This is a genomic window from Nonomuraea sp. NPDC050022 (genome assembly GCF_044460705.1).
Lineage (GTDB): Bacteria > Actinomycetota > Actinomycetes > Streptosporangiales > Streptosporangiaceae > Nonomuraea.
Genome location: NZ_JBITKE010000005.1, coordinates 1 through 13,017, shown reverse-complemented (window position 1 = coordinate 13,017; position 13,017 = coordinate 1). Strand labels below are relative to the sequence as shown.

The window sequence follows — 13,017 nt, the reverse complement described above, 5'->3', positions numbered from 1 at the left end:
TAGTCTTTAGACACACACCGACGCGGGGTGGAGCAGTTCGGTAGCTCGCTGGGCTCATAACCCAGAGGTCGCAGGTTCAAATCCTGCCCCCGCTACCAAGTCGAAAAGGCCCTCCGGGATTATCCCGGAGGGCCTTTTCGCGTCTGGCCACGATGGGCCTCACTTCGCGAGGGCTGTGTTACTTGGGGCGGCGCACGAAGGGCTTCGTCTGGTGCGCTTCGCGCTCTCGGAGCTCAGACGCTGCTTCCGGTCGCGCCGGAGCCCCGACCCCTGAAGTGCCTCCGCTTCGCTCCGGCCGCCGTCCCCAAGCGCGCCCGCAGCGCGCGCAACGACCTGCCGAGCTTGGGGTGCTCCGATGCGGGCGGCCTCGGCGTAGGTACAGGGCGCGGTCTTGATCCCGCTCGGCGCGGCGTCGGCCGGCCACCGAACGTACCGGTCATGCGCCCGGCCCGACGCCACACCGCACTGCGGGCACACTCCCACATCGGCTCGGTATCGGGCATCACGCTCACCAACCCGCGACCTCGACCACAATCCCCGCCCAATGCGGGAGCAGCTCCTCAACGCATTCCGCATACGATCAACTAGCCGGATCGTGCCACGTCCCAAGATCAGCGATAGAGCGGTGCTTGTTGTCCATGGCTCTGCACTTGAACCCCGCACGCCGATACGAGCTCTCACGAGCTGCTCCATTGGCAGCGAAACGCCCTATGAATGTCCTGCTGGTTACCTGGCGTCAAGCCCTTCTTGGACATTAGCGTTAATGACACACGGGTGGCGAAAATTGTCGGCACCTCCAGAAATGCGTCCGTCTTCAATCACGTGGAACCGAATGGCCGGTCGCTTCTCTGCCGGGCAAGTAGTGGTCGCCTATACCGGTTCCGCGCTTGACGTAGCCGGCCGTATGACGATGAAACGACTGGAAGGAAGCGGAGAAATGAAGCGAAACGTGACCGGGAGAATTGCCATTACCGCGCTCGGCGGCCTCTCGGCCCTACTGCTCTCCGTCAGTCCCGCACAGGCCAAGGAAACGGCGGGTCACTGGTACGGCCCCTATTCCACTCAGGGAATTTGCGAATACTGGAGGAACGGTGTGCAGGCAGGTGGGACACAGACCCATCCCTGCTTCGATGACCAGGGCTGGTACTTCTGGGCAGCGTCCTGAGTGATCAGTACTCCCAACGTCCATCGCTAGGCAGGCGAATTCCAAGAAGGTCTCACCGGCTCGAAGCGCACGAGCTGGTGCTGGCGGCCGGGCTGCTGGTCGGGGTCTGCTTCACGGCCTCGTCGTACTCCATCACCGATCTCTCGATCGGAGCCGGCGGCGTCAGCGCCAGGCTGGACAGGGCCGAGGCCAAGCAGCGCGTGTTGGAGTCCGAGCTGCGGGCGCTGCAGGTGGCGTTGAGCGGGTTGGTGACCAAGTACGAGTGGGGCCATCTGCGGCGGCTCGCGGCGGAGGGGCCCGTGCCCGCGCAATTCCGGCAGGACAGGAAGCTGCAGATGGAGCTCGACCGGCTCGACGCCATGGGGTTCGTCGAGCCGGTCGACCCGCGAGGGCTGAACGCGATTCCGCAGGACTACGGGCACACCTACGAGGAGTTCGACCTCAAGCGGTACGTCGCGATCACCGAGGCCGGCCGTGAGTACGTGCGGCTGCGTGAGCGACTCTGATCACGTCAGGCCGCCCGTTCAATTCCTGCCCCCACTACCAGGTAAAAGGCCCTTTTGGAGCTGATCCAGAGGGGGCGATGTTGGTGATCGGCCTTTCGGCGGTATTGCTGTCGCGCCTGTGCATGGCCGCTAGCGTGCGGCCGGCCCAGGCGATGAGAAGCATCGTGTGGAGGGTTAATCGCCTGTCTCGCGCGTCTTACGGGCAAGGAATGCACAGTGCCCGAGACCTACCAGGCCGCAAAACGTCGAACCGGCCGAAACCTCGATCAAGAGCCACTGAGGCCAGGTCTGGACGGGGCCGCCGCCGTCGGGCACCCAGAGTACGAAGCTAAAGGTGGCGAGTCCGCAGAGTAGGAGCCCGGCGCTCAGGCGGCTGTACGCACGACGGAGGATCGACCGCCCCAATCGCCACAGGAGCATGGGTAGGGAGAACGTCGCGAAAGTGCGCATCACGCCACCCACGACGGTGCCCACGAGATGACCGAGTGGTGCTTGGAAGCCGCCGTGGTCGGCCCAGTCGTACTTCTTGGTCAGCCATGAGCCGGTCGCCAACATCAGCGTGAGAATCACGAAAGGGGCGAGGAACGCACCGATGGAATCGGGGAACGAATCGCTCCGTTTGCGATCATCAGGGGAAGGCGTGTCGCTCATGGTGCGCCCTTCGGGAAGGTAGCCGGCGCGGGTCTCGCCTGCCACTGTGGCCCCGCGGAACGCGACGAGGCAAACCGGGCGGCCCACGCGGCTGAGATTCACGAGGGTCAGCGGCCTGAGATGAGGTTGGCGAGGCGGGCGTAGGCCGAGGTCGTGGTGCCGCGGTCGTTCTCGTGCCGGTCCGCCGCCCTGAAGAGCGCGTAGATGAGCTGCACCCCCGTCCACCGCAGCGGCTCCGGCTCCCACTGCCTGACCTGGCGGCCCACCCAGGGCAGTGCCGTCAGCTCGGTGTCGCGGCGCAGCACCAGGTCGCGCAGCGTACGGCCGGCCAGGTTCGTGGTGGTGACGCCGCTGCCCACGTAACCGCCCGCCCAGCCGAGGCCGGTCGTGTGGTCCAGGTGCACCGTGGAGCACCAGTCGCGCGGCACGCCGAGCACGCCGCACCACGAGTGCTGGACACGGGCGTCGGCCGCGGCGGGGAACAGCTTGACCAGCATCCGCCAGAGCAGCGCCACCGTCTGCGCCTGGGTGGCGCCCCGGGAGTCGGTGCGCGATCCGTACCGGTACGGCACGCCGCGCCCGCCGATCGCGATCCGGTCGTCCGCAGTGCGCTGGGCGTAGATGTAGGCGTGCGCCTCGTCGCCGAGCAGCTCGTTGCCCGACCAGCCGATGTGCTTCCACACCTCGGCGGGCAGCGGCTCGGTGACGATCATGGAGCTGTTCATCGGCAGCCACTGCCGGTGCTGCCCGGCGAGGCTGGCGGTGAAGCCCTCGGTGGCGCGGATGACGTACTCGGCCGAGACGACGCCGCGCGAGGTGACGGCCGAGGCCATACCGTCCTGGCGAGGGCGGATCTCGGTCACCGTGGTGTTCTCGAAGATGTCCACGCCCAGCGCGGCGACCGTCGAGGCGAGTCCGACGGCCAGCTTGGCGGGCTGGATACGGGCGCAATGCGGCGAGTACGTGGCCTCCAGGGTCCCCGCCACCCGCAGACGTTCCTGCTGCTCGTCTCGGGACATCACCCTGAGGTCGTCCTCCCCGTACCCCCAGGTACGCAACGAGGACAGCTCCTCGCGCAGGCGGCGGCGCTGGGCGGGGTTGGTCGCGACGTGCACCAGGCCGCCCTTGTGGATGTCGGCCTCGATGCCCTCCTGGCGGGTCACCTCGATGACCTCGTCGACCGACCGGAACATGGCGTGCTGCAGGTCGATCATCGCCTGGCGGCCCCGGGCCTTGGCGTACCGCTTGCGCGAGCCGGCGAACTCCGCCGACAGCCAGCCGCCGTTGCGCCCGGACGCGCCGAACCCGGCGAACTCCCGTTCCAGGATCGCGATCCGCAGGTCGGGTTGGGCCTTCTTGAGGTAGTACGCGGTCCACAGGCCGGTGTAGCCACCACCCACGATCACCACGTCGTACGAGCGGGACCCGGGCAGCGCCGCCCGGCGGTCCGGCACGCCGATCTGCCGATACCAGAAGGAGACGCCGCCGTTGGCGAAGTCCTCGGTCAGCGGGATGCCTTTCACGTGAGCACTGCCTCCACATCACTTTCGTCGGCCAGGAGTACGGAGTCGGACCCGCGCCAGGTGAGCGTGACCTCGTCACCGCGACGGGGTTGGTCAAGCGGGTGTGGGCGGACTGATCGTCCAGAGGACCTCGGCTGTCTCGTCGCCGTCATTGACCACGCGGTGAGGCACTGACGTGCGGTACTCCACGCTGTCGCCGGCCGCCAGGACGTGCGGGGCGGCCGAGTCGGCGGGGCCGAGCCAGAGGGTCACCTGGCCGCGCACGATGAGGAAGATCTCCTGGGAGTCGCCGTGGGTGTACGGCTCGTCCCCGGTGGAGGCGCCCGGGTCGAGCTCCCCGGCGTACACCTCCAGGTTCTGCAGGGGGCGCTGGGAGATCAGGTACTTGCGGGTGCCGGGTTGGGTGGGGAGCTCCGGGCGTCCGGCGCGGCGTAGCACCCGGTGTCCGACTTCGTCCTGCTCGTTGAACAGGTCTGCGACCGTGATCCCGAGAGCCCCGGCGATCCGCCGCAGCATCCCGATGCTCGCGCTGGTCCGCCCCCGCTCCAACTGGCTGATGAAGCTGGCGCTCGCCTTGGCCTCGGCGGCGAGTCCACGGACGGTCATCTGGCGCATGTTCCGGTAGGCCCGGATGCGTACACCTAAGTATTCGGTCTCCGACTCCGTCATCGAACCTCTTGATCGACCTGACTGAACAAGTTGTTAAGTGGCAATGAAAGGACCGTACATAGCATGCGAAGACCCAACAAGGGGGCGTCGGATCACGAATCGGTCACTGGCTCGGGCGACGTGAGATCAACATGGCGGTCTGTACGACCTTGTCGAGGCCGCTCGCGGCGAGGATCTTCGCGCAGCATAATGACCGATACAAACCCGATAGTTTCGCCGTCTTCCCCTCCACGACAGAAACGAGAAATGCCGTGAAAGCCTGGATCTTCCTAGTCCTCGGCGTTCTCCTGGTCCTGATGGGCGCCCTGTGGACGCTTCAAGGGCTGGGCATCGTCGGCGGCAGCGTGATGAGCGGCGTTACTCTCTGGGCCATCATCGGCCCCATCGTCCTCATCGTCGGCGCTGTTGTCGCCATCCTCGGAATACGCCAGCTACGGCAGCCGCGCGGCTAATAACCCGCCGTTCAGGCATATTTCGAGGTATCAAGGGATCATGGCGGCACGCTATGACGGTCTGTCCGAGTGGTACGACGACCTCATCGTCCCGAACCTCGCGGACGTGACCGAACTCCTGGGCCCAGGCGATGGGACATGCCTGGACCTGGGCTGTGGCACCGGGCGCTACCTCGACGCGATCCGATCCACCGGCAGGACCGTCGTGGGGCTCGACCGGTCCGGCGACCAGTTGCGCCTTGCCCGCCGCCGGGATCTCGCGCCGCTGCTCCAGGGTGACGGGACGACGCTGCCGTTCGCCTCAGGGGTGTTCGGCACCGTCACCATGCTCTGGGTGTCCACGGACATCGGCGACTTCCCCGGACTGCTCGGGGAGGCCGCCCGGGTGCTCCGCACGGGCGGGCTGCTGCTGTTCTACGGGGTCCACCCGTGCTTCAACGGCCCGCACATCGAGAACCGCGAGGACGGCGCGCTGATCATCCATCCCACGTACCACCTCAAGGGCTGGCATCAGCGCGGGTCCTGGTGGCGCCAGGGCGGGATCAGGGACCGGGTCGGGATGAGCCAGGTGCCGCTGGCGGACCTGATCAACGCCTTCATCGACGCGGGGCTCGCCATCGAGCGGGTGTACGAACCGGGCGAGCAGCCCATCCCTAGCATCCTGGCCATCAGGGCGTCCGCCCGCTGAAGGCGGTCAGGCTCGTTCCGCGCGGGAACCCGGCGCGCTCAGGTGGGGGAGCACGTGGGGACGGGCGCGGTGTTGGTGCCGTTCCAGGAGGCCAGGAAACCGAAGGTGGCCGAGGCTCCGGCGGCCAGGGTGCCGTTCCAGGCGACGTTCCGCACGCTCGCGGCGGCCCCGCTCGCGCTGAGAGTGCCGCCCCAGATCTGGGTGATCTGCTGACCGTTGGCGAACGTCCAGCGGACCGTCCAGGCGTTCGGCGTCGCGGCCCCGGTGTTCTTGACCGTGACCTCACCCTGGAAGCCGCCCGTCCATTGCCCGACGTTCTTGAACGTCGCCGTGCAGCCACCTACCGGGGTGGGGGTGGGGGTGCTTCCCCCTGGGGTCAGGAAGTTCGCCAGCGCGGGGTACCAGCGGTCGGACATCTTCTGGTCGCCCGAGGCGTTCGGGTGCACTCCGTCGTAGGTGTCCGCGCTCGTGCTGAACCCCGTCCACTGGTCCACGACGACGATCGGCGACTGCTGGGTGGAGGTGGCGGCGGCCCAGGCGGGGATCGCGTTGTTGAAGGCGACGACACGCTGCCCGCAGTCGGCGCAGTTGGCCGGGTTCATGGGGATGATCTTCGCGACCAGGATCTTCATCGCGGGATTGCTCGCCCGCATCTGGCTGACCAGCGTGGTGAACGCGCTGAGGATCGTCGCCGGCGCGATGTTGCTCCACACGTCGTTGGTCCCGAAGTGCATGACCACGATGTCGGGCCTGGTGGCCGCCAGCCAGCCGGGGAGCTGGTTCTGGTTGGCCACGTTGGTCGCCAGGAAGCCCCCATGGCCCTCGTTGTCGCCGTCGTGCGCCACCGAGCAGCCCTGCGGCGGCAGGGTGCCGACGAAGTCGATGTCGGTGTAGCCGGTGCTCTGCAGCCTGTTCCACAGCAGGGCCCGCCAGCAGCCGGGTGAGCCGGTGATCGAGTCGCCGAGGGGCATGATCCTGATGGCGGCGGCGCCGGCCGGCGTGGTGGTCAGGAAGAGTACCGTTCCGATCAGGGTCAGCATCGCCACCAGCAAGGCGCTCGTCCTCGACATCGTCGGCTCCCGAAGATCGTGGGTCTGCCGAGAGCGTAGGAGCGCGGAGCGGTGGCGGGAAGGCGACCGGCTCTGGAGGGGCTCGCGACCTGCGGCGTCTGCCCGGAACGGCGGGTAACTTTCAGGGCCATCGCCGTGGATTGACCACCTGATCCCCTTGATGATTACATGATTACATGGACAATGAAGCAGTGCCGAGCCTCTACGAGTGGGCGGGCGGGGTGGAGGCGCTGGAGCGGCTCACCGAGGTCTTCTACCAGCACGTCAAGAAGGACGAGCTGATCGGGCCGCTGTTCGCGCACATGGACCCCGGCCATCCCCGATACGTGGCGATGTGGCTCGGTGAGGTGTTCGGCGGCCCCGACCGCTACACCGAGGAGCGCGGCGGCTACCCCCACATGCTCTCCCAGCACCTCGGCAAGGCCATCACCGAGCCGCAGCGACGCAGGTGGGTCAACCTGCTCATGGACGCCGCCGACGAGGTCGGGCTGCCTGACGACCCTGAGTTCAGGGCCGCCTTCGCCGGCTACATCGAGTGGGGCACCCGGCTGGCGGTGCACAACTCCCAGCCCGGCGCGAAGCCTCCGACCAAGGCTCCGGTGCCCCACTGGGGCTGGGGCGTCGCGCCGCCGTACCAGCCGTAGACAGGCCGTCGCGTCCCTGGTCGTAGCCTGGAGGTCACAGACTTACCACCGGGGAGCGAGGCATGACACGCGGGCGGCTGCGCATCTACCTCGGCGCGGCCCCCGGCGTGGGCAAGACGTTCGCGATGCTCGCCGAGGCGGCCCGCGCCAGGGAACGCGGCCGCGACGTGGTCGTCGGCTTCGTCGAGACCCACGACCGCGCCCGTACGGCCGCCCTGCTCGACGGGCTGGAGACGATCCCCCGCAAAACGCTCGTCCACCGAGGCGCCACCTTCACCGAACTCGACGTGGCCGCCGTCATCGAACGCGCGCCGAAGGCCGCGCTGATCGACGAGCTGGCCCACACCAACGTCCCGGGATCGAAGAACCCCAAACGCTGGCAGGACGTCGACGAGATCCTCGACGCGGGCATCGACGTCGTCTCCACCGTCAACATCCAGCACCTCGAAACGCTCAACGACGTGGTACGCCAGATCACCGGCGTCCCGCAGCGCGAGACCGTCCCCGACGAGGTGGTACGCCGGGCCGAACGCATCGAGCTCGTCGACATGTCCCCCGAGGCGCTGCGCCGCCGGATGGCGCACGGCAACGTCTACGCCCCGGACAAGGTCGACGCGGCCCTGTCCAACTACTTCCGCGTCGGCAACCTCACCGCGCTGCGCGAGCTGGCCCTGCTCTGGGTCGCCGGCAAGGTGGACGACCAGCTCATCCGCTACCGGGCGGACCATGGCATAGCGGGCACCTGGGAAGCCCGCGAACGAGTCGTCGTCGCGCTCACCGGGGGCCCCGAGGGCGACACGCTGATCAGGCGGGCCGCCAGGATCGCCGCCAGGTCCAAGAGCGTGGACCTGCTGGCCGTACACGTGACCAGACCCGACGGTCCGGCGTCCGATGGCGAGCCGGCGACGCTCGTACGCCGTCGCGCGCTCGTCGAGAGCCTGGGCGGCACCTATCACCAGGTCGTGGGCGACGACATCCCGCGCGCGCTGCTGGAGTTCGCCCGCGGCGCGAACGCGACGCAGCTCGTGCTCGGCGCGTCCAGGCGGGGCCGGTTCGCGCAGATCCTGTCCCGCGGCGTGGGCGTCACGGCGACCGCCTTGTCCGGCTCGATCGACGTCCATCTGGTGCCCCATGAGGCGGTTCGGAGCGTACGCGGTCCCGCCCGCTCGCCGGCCGCGCTGAACCGGGACCGGCGGATCGCCGGCTGGGCGCTGGCGCTGCTCGCGGTGCCGCTGCTCACAGCCGTCATGCTGATGCTCGCCGAGCGGCTCACACTGCCGAGCGAGATCCTCTTCTTCCTGCTGCTGGTGGTCGCCGTCGCGCTGGTGGGCGGCAGGTGGCCGGCGCTGACGGCGGCGGTGCTCGGCTTCGCATTGCTGAACTGGTTCTTCACGCCGCCGCTCCACACGCTGACGATCTCCGCGCCGGAAAACCTGTTCGCGCTGTCCACCTTCGTGCTGGTCGCCGCGATGGTCAGCACGGTCGTCGACCAGGCGGCCCGCCGCAGCAGGGAGGCCGCCCGCTCACGCGCCGACGCCGAGGTGCTGTCCACGCTGGCCGGCCACGTCCTGCGCGGCGACGCGGCGCTGCCGTCCCTGCTGGCCAGGCTCAAGGAGGTGTACGGCCTGGAGTCCGTCACGCTGCTGGAGCGCGACGGCGACTCGTGGCATGTCGTGGCCACGGCCGGGGGACCGCCGTCCACCTCGCCGGGCCATGCCGACACCGACGTGCCCATCGACGACGACCTGGTGCTCGCCGTACGGGGAAGGCTGCTCGACGCGGCCGACCGGCAGGTGCTCGAGGCGTTCGCGGCGGAGTCGGCGGTGGCCCTGCGGCAGGAACGCCTGCGTGCGGAGGCCGACCGGGCCAGGCCGCTGGCCGAGGCCGACAAGATGCGCACCGCCCTGCTCGCGGCCGTCAGCCACGACCTGCGCAACCCGCTCGCGGCGGCCAGGGCCGCGGTCGACGGCCTGCGCGGCACAGAGGTCGACTGGACCCCCGAGGACCGCGAAGAACTGCTGGCCACGGCCGGTGAGTCGCTCATCAAGCTCGACCGGCTGGTGTCGAACCTCCTCGACATGAGCCGCCTGCAGGCGGGCGTGCTCGGCGTCACGCTGGAACCGCTGGCCGTCGAGGACGTCGTCCCCCAGGCCATCGCCGAGCTCGGACCGCTGCGCTCGCGCGTCCATGACGGGTTCACCGGCGAGGTGCCGGAGTTCATGGCCGACGCGGCGCTGCTGGAGCGGGTGCTGGTCAACCTGATGTCCAACGCCGTCCGCTTCAGCCCGCCCGGCGGCCAGGTGGTGATCTCCGCGAGTGCGTACGGCGAGCACGTCGAGATCCGCGTCATCGACCGGGGGCCCGGGATTCCGCCGGAGGCGCAGGAGCGGGTGTTCCTGCCGTTCCAGCGGTTGGGCGATCGGCAGGGCGTGGGGCTGGGGCTCGGGTTGGCGCTGTCCCGGGGACTGACGGAGGCCATGGGCGGCACGCTCACCCCGGAGGAGACGCCCGGAGGGGGCTTGACCATGACCGTCTCGCTGCGGAGGGCTTCTTGAGTGTGACCGTCTCGCTGTGGAGGGCTCCTTGACCACGACCGTCTTCTTGGGGAGGACTCCTTGACCCGTGTGCTCGTGGTGGACGACGAACCGCAGATCCTGCGGGCGTTGCGCGTCAACCTGGTCGCCAGATACTACGAGGTGGCCGTCGCGCCGGACGGCACCGCCGCCCTGCGCCAGGCCGCCGACTGGCATCCTGACCTGGTCATTCTGGACCTAGGACTGCCGGACCTCGATGGGGTGGACGTGATCCAGGGGCTGCGTGGCTGGACCAGCGTGCCGATCATCGTGCTCTCGGGCCGGGCGGGCAGCCCCGACAAGGTGGACGCCCTCGACGCGGGGGCCGACGACTACGTGACCAAGCCGTTCGGGATCGACGAGTTGCTCGCGCGGATCCGCGCGGTGACGCGCCGCACCGCAACGGCCGCCGACGAGCCCGCGACGGTGCGGGTGGGGGAGCACGTGATCGATTTCGCCACGAAGACGGTCTCGGGCGGGGTACGGCTCACGCCCACGGAATGGCACTTCCTGGAGCTGCTGGCCCGGAACCCCGGCAAGTTGATCAGCCAGCGGCAGTTGCTCAACGAGGTGTGGGGGAGTTCGTACGTGAAGGAGACCCACTATCTGCGGCAGTACATGGCGCAACTGCGCCGCAAGCTGGAACGCGACCCGGGACATCCCGTGCACCTGCTGACAGAGCCCGGAATGGGCTATCGCTTCCAGCCATAGTCCCTACTCCTGCTCGAAGAAGAAGGAGTCCTCCAGCGGATCGGCGAAGGCGTCGGACTCACGATCGTCCTCCTCGTTCACCCATCTGGAGATGCTGCGTGCGGCCTCGTCATCGATCTCGAGGATCCTGTGCCGTTGCGGGAGTCTGTCCAGGTACATGGCGGTGGCGGAGAGCTGTACGTCATCCCCCATGTCATGACTGATTTCGTAGAGTTGATCGCTCATGAGACTCACGCCTTGGTGATCATCAGGGTTGTCTTGCGTACGGCCCAAGCGGCCAGCGCGGCACCGAAGACCAGTTGGCCGACGCGCACCCAGAGGGCTGGGGTGTCTTCAACGTAAATGACGACACCCATCCATATGAGGCTGAAACCGCCGACTAGGGCGATTGCTGCCCAGTTGAACCATCGCTGCCACATATGCGCAGTCTTGCAGCCGATCGGCCAAGGCTGGGTAAGTGAGCGGTCGTCTTCTGGTCACCTGGGCAGCGGGCTACTCGGCGGTTTTGGTGCCGATGACGACGGTGGCGTACCTGTCCTCAGAGCCGGCCACGCGCGGGGTCAGCCCGGCGGCGGCCATGTCTTCGGCCGTCCGCGACGCCTGGCGCTCGCTCGTCTCGACCAGCAGATGACCACCCGGCGCCAGCCACGCCGGCGCCTCCGCGATCACCCGCCGCACGACGTCGAGCCCGTCGGCGCCCCCGTCGAGCGCCACCAGCGGCTCGTGGACGCGGGCCTCCGAGGGCAGCAGCCGGATCGCCTCGGTGGGCACGTAGGGAGGGCTGGCGATCAGGATGTCGACGCGGCCGCGCAGCGTGGCGGGCAAGGGCTTGTAGAGGTCCCCCTCGTACACGTGACCGCCGATGGGGGCCAGGTTGCGGCGCGCGCACCGTACGGCGGCTGGGTGCAGGTCCGCGGCGTGCAACTCGACCCCTTCTCTGCTGAGGGCCGCGGCGAGCGCGGCGCCCATCGCGCCCGTGCCACAGCACAGATCGAGGATGACGGTGGGGGAAGGATCGCTCAGCGCGGCGGCCTCGGCCTGGTCGATGAGGAACTCGGTACGGCGGCGCGGCACGAACACCTCGGGATCCACCGCGATCCGCAGCCCGCAGAACTCCGCCCACCCGAGAACATGCTCAAGAGGCAGCCCGGCGACCCGCTGATCGACCATGGTGGCGAGCTCGTCCGGCGTCCTCGCCGTCGAGATGAGCAACTCCGCCTCGTCCTCGGCGAAGACACAGCCGGCGGCCCGGAGCCTGGTGATGATGGCGGTTGGGGGGACAGGTGACGGAAAAACCGACATGAGCGCCTTTCGGAAAGCCAATGAGCGCTCCCTCGGTCACCTATGTCAGGTGGACCGCACGATCATGAGGCGGGAGCACCCAGCCTGCTGCAGCGTTAATGGGTCTCACCTCCTCGATCGGGTCCATCGCTGGGGACGGCAACATTACCTGACGCCCTGTTCGGCACGCGAGCGGCCTCTTCGTCTGGGTTCCAAGAGCCGTTCGAGCTTCGCCAGGTCTGTCTGGTCCGTCAGGTTCGTGGGGCTTCGCGATCCGGCTGGCCTACCGGGGGAGCGTGCGAGCGGTGCCGACACAGCGGCGCAGTCGCATGCCCCTCGGCCGGACCTGAGTCGGCTGCTGCTGCTCCAGACAGGCCAGCAAGGCGGCCGCCGCCTGCGCGTCGGACAGGATGCGCTGCACGGCCTCCCCGTCCTCGGGAAGCTGACCGCGTTCGGCGAGCTCGTGCTTGATGAAGGCCAGCGGATCGGGCGCGCCCACCGTCTCCGCGGCCACCGTGGCCCGAGCGGCGGTGAGCAGGCGCAAGTAGTACGTCCGCAGGACAGCTTCGCGCATGCGCGCGTGCTCGAGGTCATCGATCAGCGTCCGGGCGACTCGGAGGAGGTCTCCAGCATGAGTCGCATCGTCGGCAAGGAAGGCACGGATGTCATCGAACTCCGAGCGGGTCATTGCGGACACCTCCGAGGGCGCAGATTGCTCGTACATACTTCGTACACACCCCCGATTGCGGATGACTTGCTGTCGGCTTGTCTCGGCCATGTCACCCTCCCGCCGCGGATCCGGTCGGCGACTCGACGGGTTTGAGCATCCTGAGGGCAGGGAAGGACCTCATGATTACCTGTACGGCACGAAGCAGGCGTGGACGGCTGCTAGAGTTGCTCAGGCAGGGCGGCCAAGGGTTCATGGAACCAAGGCAGTGCCCGGCACATCCCACTTCTTCCTGATTCGTCCGGTTGATTCGCATCTGTCCGGATGGTCTGGTAAGTTAGAGGGGTTGTCCCGGAAACGGGGCGGTCTTTATTCCAGCAGGTCGGAGCGGGTCGGGTCAATTTGACACCGGGCCGG

At 68.3% G+C, this 13,017-nt stretch carries 15 protein-coding genes and 1 tRNA gene; 8 read left to right on the top strand and 8 right to left on the bottom strand.

Translation table 11 applies throughout. The annotated features are described in order from the left end of the window. Positions 1-21: 21 nt before the first annotated feature. From ACIBO2_RS21510 to ACIBO2_RS21500, 3 genes are all read left to right on the top strand, one after another. Positions 22-98: transfer RNA gene (locus ACIBO2_RS21510), tRNA-Met, on the top strand. A gap of 734 nt (positions 99-832) precedes the next feature. Next, positions 833-1,165: a hypothetical protein gene (locus tag ACIBO2_RS21505; RefSeq protein ID WP_397298615.1), complete on the top strand. Its 333-nt coding sequence runs from the start codon at positions 833-835 to the stop codon at positions 1,163-1,165. 77 nt (positions 1,166-1,242) lie between these two features. Beyond that, the gene (locus tag ACIBO2_RS21500; RefSeq protein WP_358551496.1) at positions 1,243-1,671 is read left to right on the top strand and encodes a hypothetical protein; all 429 of its coding nucleotides are present in this window, start codon (positions 1,243-1,245) and stop codon (positions 1,669-1,671) included. Positions 1,672-1,845: 174 nt separating this feature from the next. Here ACIBO2_RS21500 and ACIBO2_RS21495 read toward each other — a convergent pair whose 3' ends face one another. The 3 genes from ACIBO2_RS21495 to ACIBO2_RS21485 all read right to left on the bottom strand — a co-directional run bounded on the left by ACIBO2_RS21495 (position 1,846) and on the right by ACIBO2_RS21485 (position 4,514). Then, positions 1,846-2,322, bottom strand: coding sequence for a hypothetical protein (locus ACIBO2_RS21495; RefSeq protein ID WP_397298613.1), 477 nt, complete (start codon positions 2,320-2,322; stop codon positions 1,846-1,848). A gap of 107 nt (positions 2,323-2,429) precedes the next feature. Then, a complete protein-coding gene (locus ACIBO2_RS21490; protein ID WP_358551492.1) occupies positions 2,430-3,845 on the bottom strand; it encodes an FAD-binding oxidoreductase in 1,416 nt (471 codons plus the stop codon). A 93-nt stretch (positions 3,846-3,938) separates the two neighbouring features. Further along, positions 3,939-4,514: a helix-turn-helix domain-containing protein gene (locus ACIBO2_RS21485; RefSeq protein ID WP_397298611.1), complete on the bottom strand. Its 576-nt coding sequence runs from the start codon at positions 4,512-4,514 to the stop codon at positions 3,939-3,941. Positions 4,515-4,765: 251 nt separating this feature from the next. On the opposite strand from ACIBO2_RS21485, the gene ACIBO2_RS21480 reads away from it, so the two are divergent. Together ACIBO2_RS21480 and ACIBO2_RS21475 are read left to right on the top strand one after the other, a co-directional pair. Continuing rightward, complete coding sequence (locus ACIBO2_RS21480; RefSeq protein WP_358551489.1) at positions 4,766-4,966, top strand: hypothetical protein; 201 nt, start codon at positions 4,766-4,768, stop codon at positions 4,964-4,966. Between the two features lie 40 nt (positions 4,967-5,006). After that, entirely contained in the window at positions 5,007-5,654 is a 648-nt protein-coding gene (locus ACIBO2_RS21475) for a class I SAM-dependent methyltransferase (RefSeq protein WP_397298608.1), read from the top strand. Positions 5,655-5,692: 38 nt separating this feature from the next. Here ACIBO2_RS21475 and ACIBO2_RS21470 read toward each other — a convergent pair whose 3' ends face one another. Beyond that, a complete protein-coding gene (locus ACIBO2_RS21470; RefSeq protein ID WP_397298606.1) occupies positions 5,693-6,724 on the bottom strand; it encodes a cellulose binding domain-containing protein in 1,032 nt (343 codons plus the stop codon). Positions 6,725-6,900: 176 nt separating this feature from the next. Between ACIBO2_RS21470 and ACIBO2_RS21465 the strand changes: the two genes are divergently transcribed. From ACIBO2_RS21465 to ACIBO2_RS21455, 3 genes are all read left to right on the top strand, one after another. Continuing rightward, the gene (locus ACIBO2_RS21465; protein WP_358551483.1) at positions 6,901-7,368 is read left to right on the top strand and encodes a group II truncated hemoglobin; all 468 of its coding nucleotides are present in this window, start codon (positions 6,901-6,903) and stop codon (positions 7,366-7,368) included. Between the two features lie 62 nt (positions 7,369-7,430). Further along, entirely contained in the window at positions 7,431-9,923 is a 2,493-nt protein-coding gene (locus tag ACIBO2_RS21460) for a DUF4118 domain-containing protein (RefSeq protein WP_397298604.1), read from the top strand. A gap of 60 nt (positions 9,924-9,983) precedes the next feature. Then, the gene (locus ACIBO2_RS21455) at positions 9,984-10,652 is read left to right on the top strand and encodes a response regulator (protein ID WP_397298602.1); all 669 of its coding nucleotides are present in this window, start codon (positions 9,984-9,986) and stop codon (positions 10,650-10,652) included. Positions 10,653-10,655: 3 nt separating this feature from the next. On the opposite strand, the gene ACIBO2_RS21450 is transcribed toward ACIBO2_RS21455, so the two are convergent. The 4 genes from ACIBO2_RS21450 to ACIBO2_RS21435 form a co-directional block, all read right to left on the bottom strand. Further along, positions 10,656-10,877: a hypothetical protein gene (locus ACIBO2_RS21450; RefSeq protein WP_357944550.1), complete on the bottom strand. Its 222-nt coding sequence runs from the start codon at positions 10,875-10,877 to the stop codon at positions 10,656-10,658. A 5-nt stretch (positions 10,878-10,882) separates the two neighbouring features. Continuing rightward, positions 10,883-11,008: a hypothetical protein gene (locus ACIBO2_RS21445; protein WP_358551477.1), complete on the bottom strand. Its 126-nt coding sequence runs from the start codon at positions 11,006-11,008 to the stop codon at positions 10,883-10,885. Positions 11,009-11,144: 136 nt separating this feature from the next. Continuing rightward, complete coding sequence (locus ACIBO2_RS21440; RefSeq protein ID WP_397299876.1) at positions 11,145-11,954, bottom strand: putative protein N(5)-glutamine methyltransferase; 810 nt, start codon at positions 11,952-11,954, stop codon at positions 11,145-11,147. A gap of 262 nt (positions 11,955-12,216) precedes the next feature. Then, positions 12,217-12,621, bottom strand: coding sequence for a hypothetical protein (locus ACIBO2_RS21435; protein WP_358551475.1), 405 nt, complete (start codon positions 12,619-12,621; stop codon positions 12,217-12,219). Positions 12,622-13,017: the final 396 nt, after the last annotated feature.

What these genes read in the sequence shown, in the direction of transcription:
- ACIBO2_RS21485 (WP_397298611.1), bottom strand. Translation starts at nt 4,514, where the DNA reads ATGACGGAGTCGGAGACCGAATACTTAGGTGTACGCATCCGGGCCTAC.
- ACIBO2_RS21505 (WP_397298615.1), top strand. Translation starts at nt 833, where the DNA reads ATGGCCGGTCGCTTCTCTGCCGGGCAAGTAGTGGTCGCCTATACCGGT.
- ACIBO2_RS21470 (WP_397298606.1), bottom strand. Translation starts at nt 6,724, where the DNA reads ATGTCGAGGACGAGCGCCTTGCTGGTGGCGATGCTGACCCTGATCGGA.
- ACIBO2_RS21440 (WP_397299876.1), bottom strand. Translation starts at nt 11,954, where the DNA reads ATGTCGGTTTTTCCGTCACCTGTCCCCCCAACCGCCATCATCACCAGG.
- ACIBO2_RS21460 (WP_397298604.1), top strand. Translation starts at nt 7,431, where the DNA reads ATGACACGCGGGCGGCTGCGCATCTACCTCGGCGCGGCCCCCGGCGTG.
- ACIBO2_RS21475 (WP_397298608.1), top strand. Translation starts at nt 5,007, where the DNA reads ATGGCGGCACGCTATGACGGTCTGTCCGAGTGGTACGACGACCTCATC.
- ACIBO2_RS21465 (WP_358551483.1), top strand. Translation starts at nt 6,901, where the DNA reads ATGGACAATGAAGCAGTGCCGAGCCTCTACGAGTGGGCGGGCGGGGTG.
- ACIBO2_RS21495 (WP_397298613.1), bottom strand. Translation starts at nt 2,322, where the DNA reads ATGAGCGACACGCCTTCCCCTGATGATCGCAAACGGAGCGATTCGTTC.
- ACIBO2_RS21435 (WP_358551475.1), bottom strand. Translation starts at nt 12,621, where the DNA reads ATGACCCGCTCGGAGTTCGATGACATCCGTGCCTTCCTTGCCGACGAT.
- ACIBO2_RS21445 (WP_358551477.1), bottom strand. Translation starts at nt 11,008, where the DNA reads ATGGGTGTCGTCATTTACGTTGAAGACACCCCAGCCCTCTGGGTGCGC.
- ACIBO2_RS21450 (WP_357944550.1), bottom strand. Translation starts at nt 10,877, where the DNA reads ATGAGCGATCAACTCTACGAAATCAGTCATGACATGGGGGATGACGTA.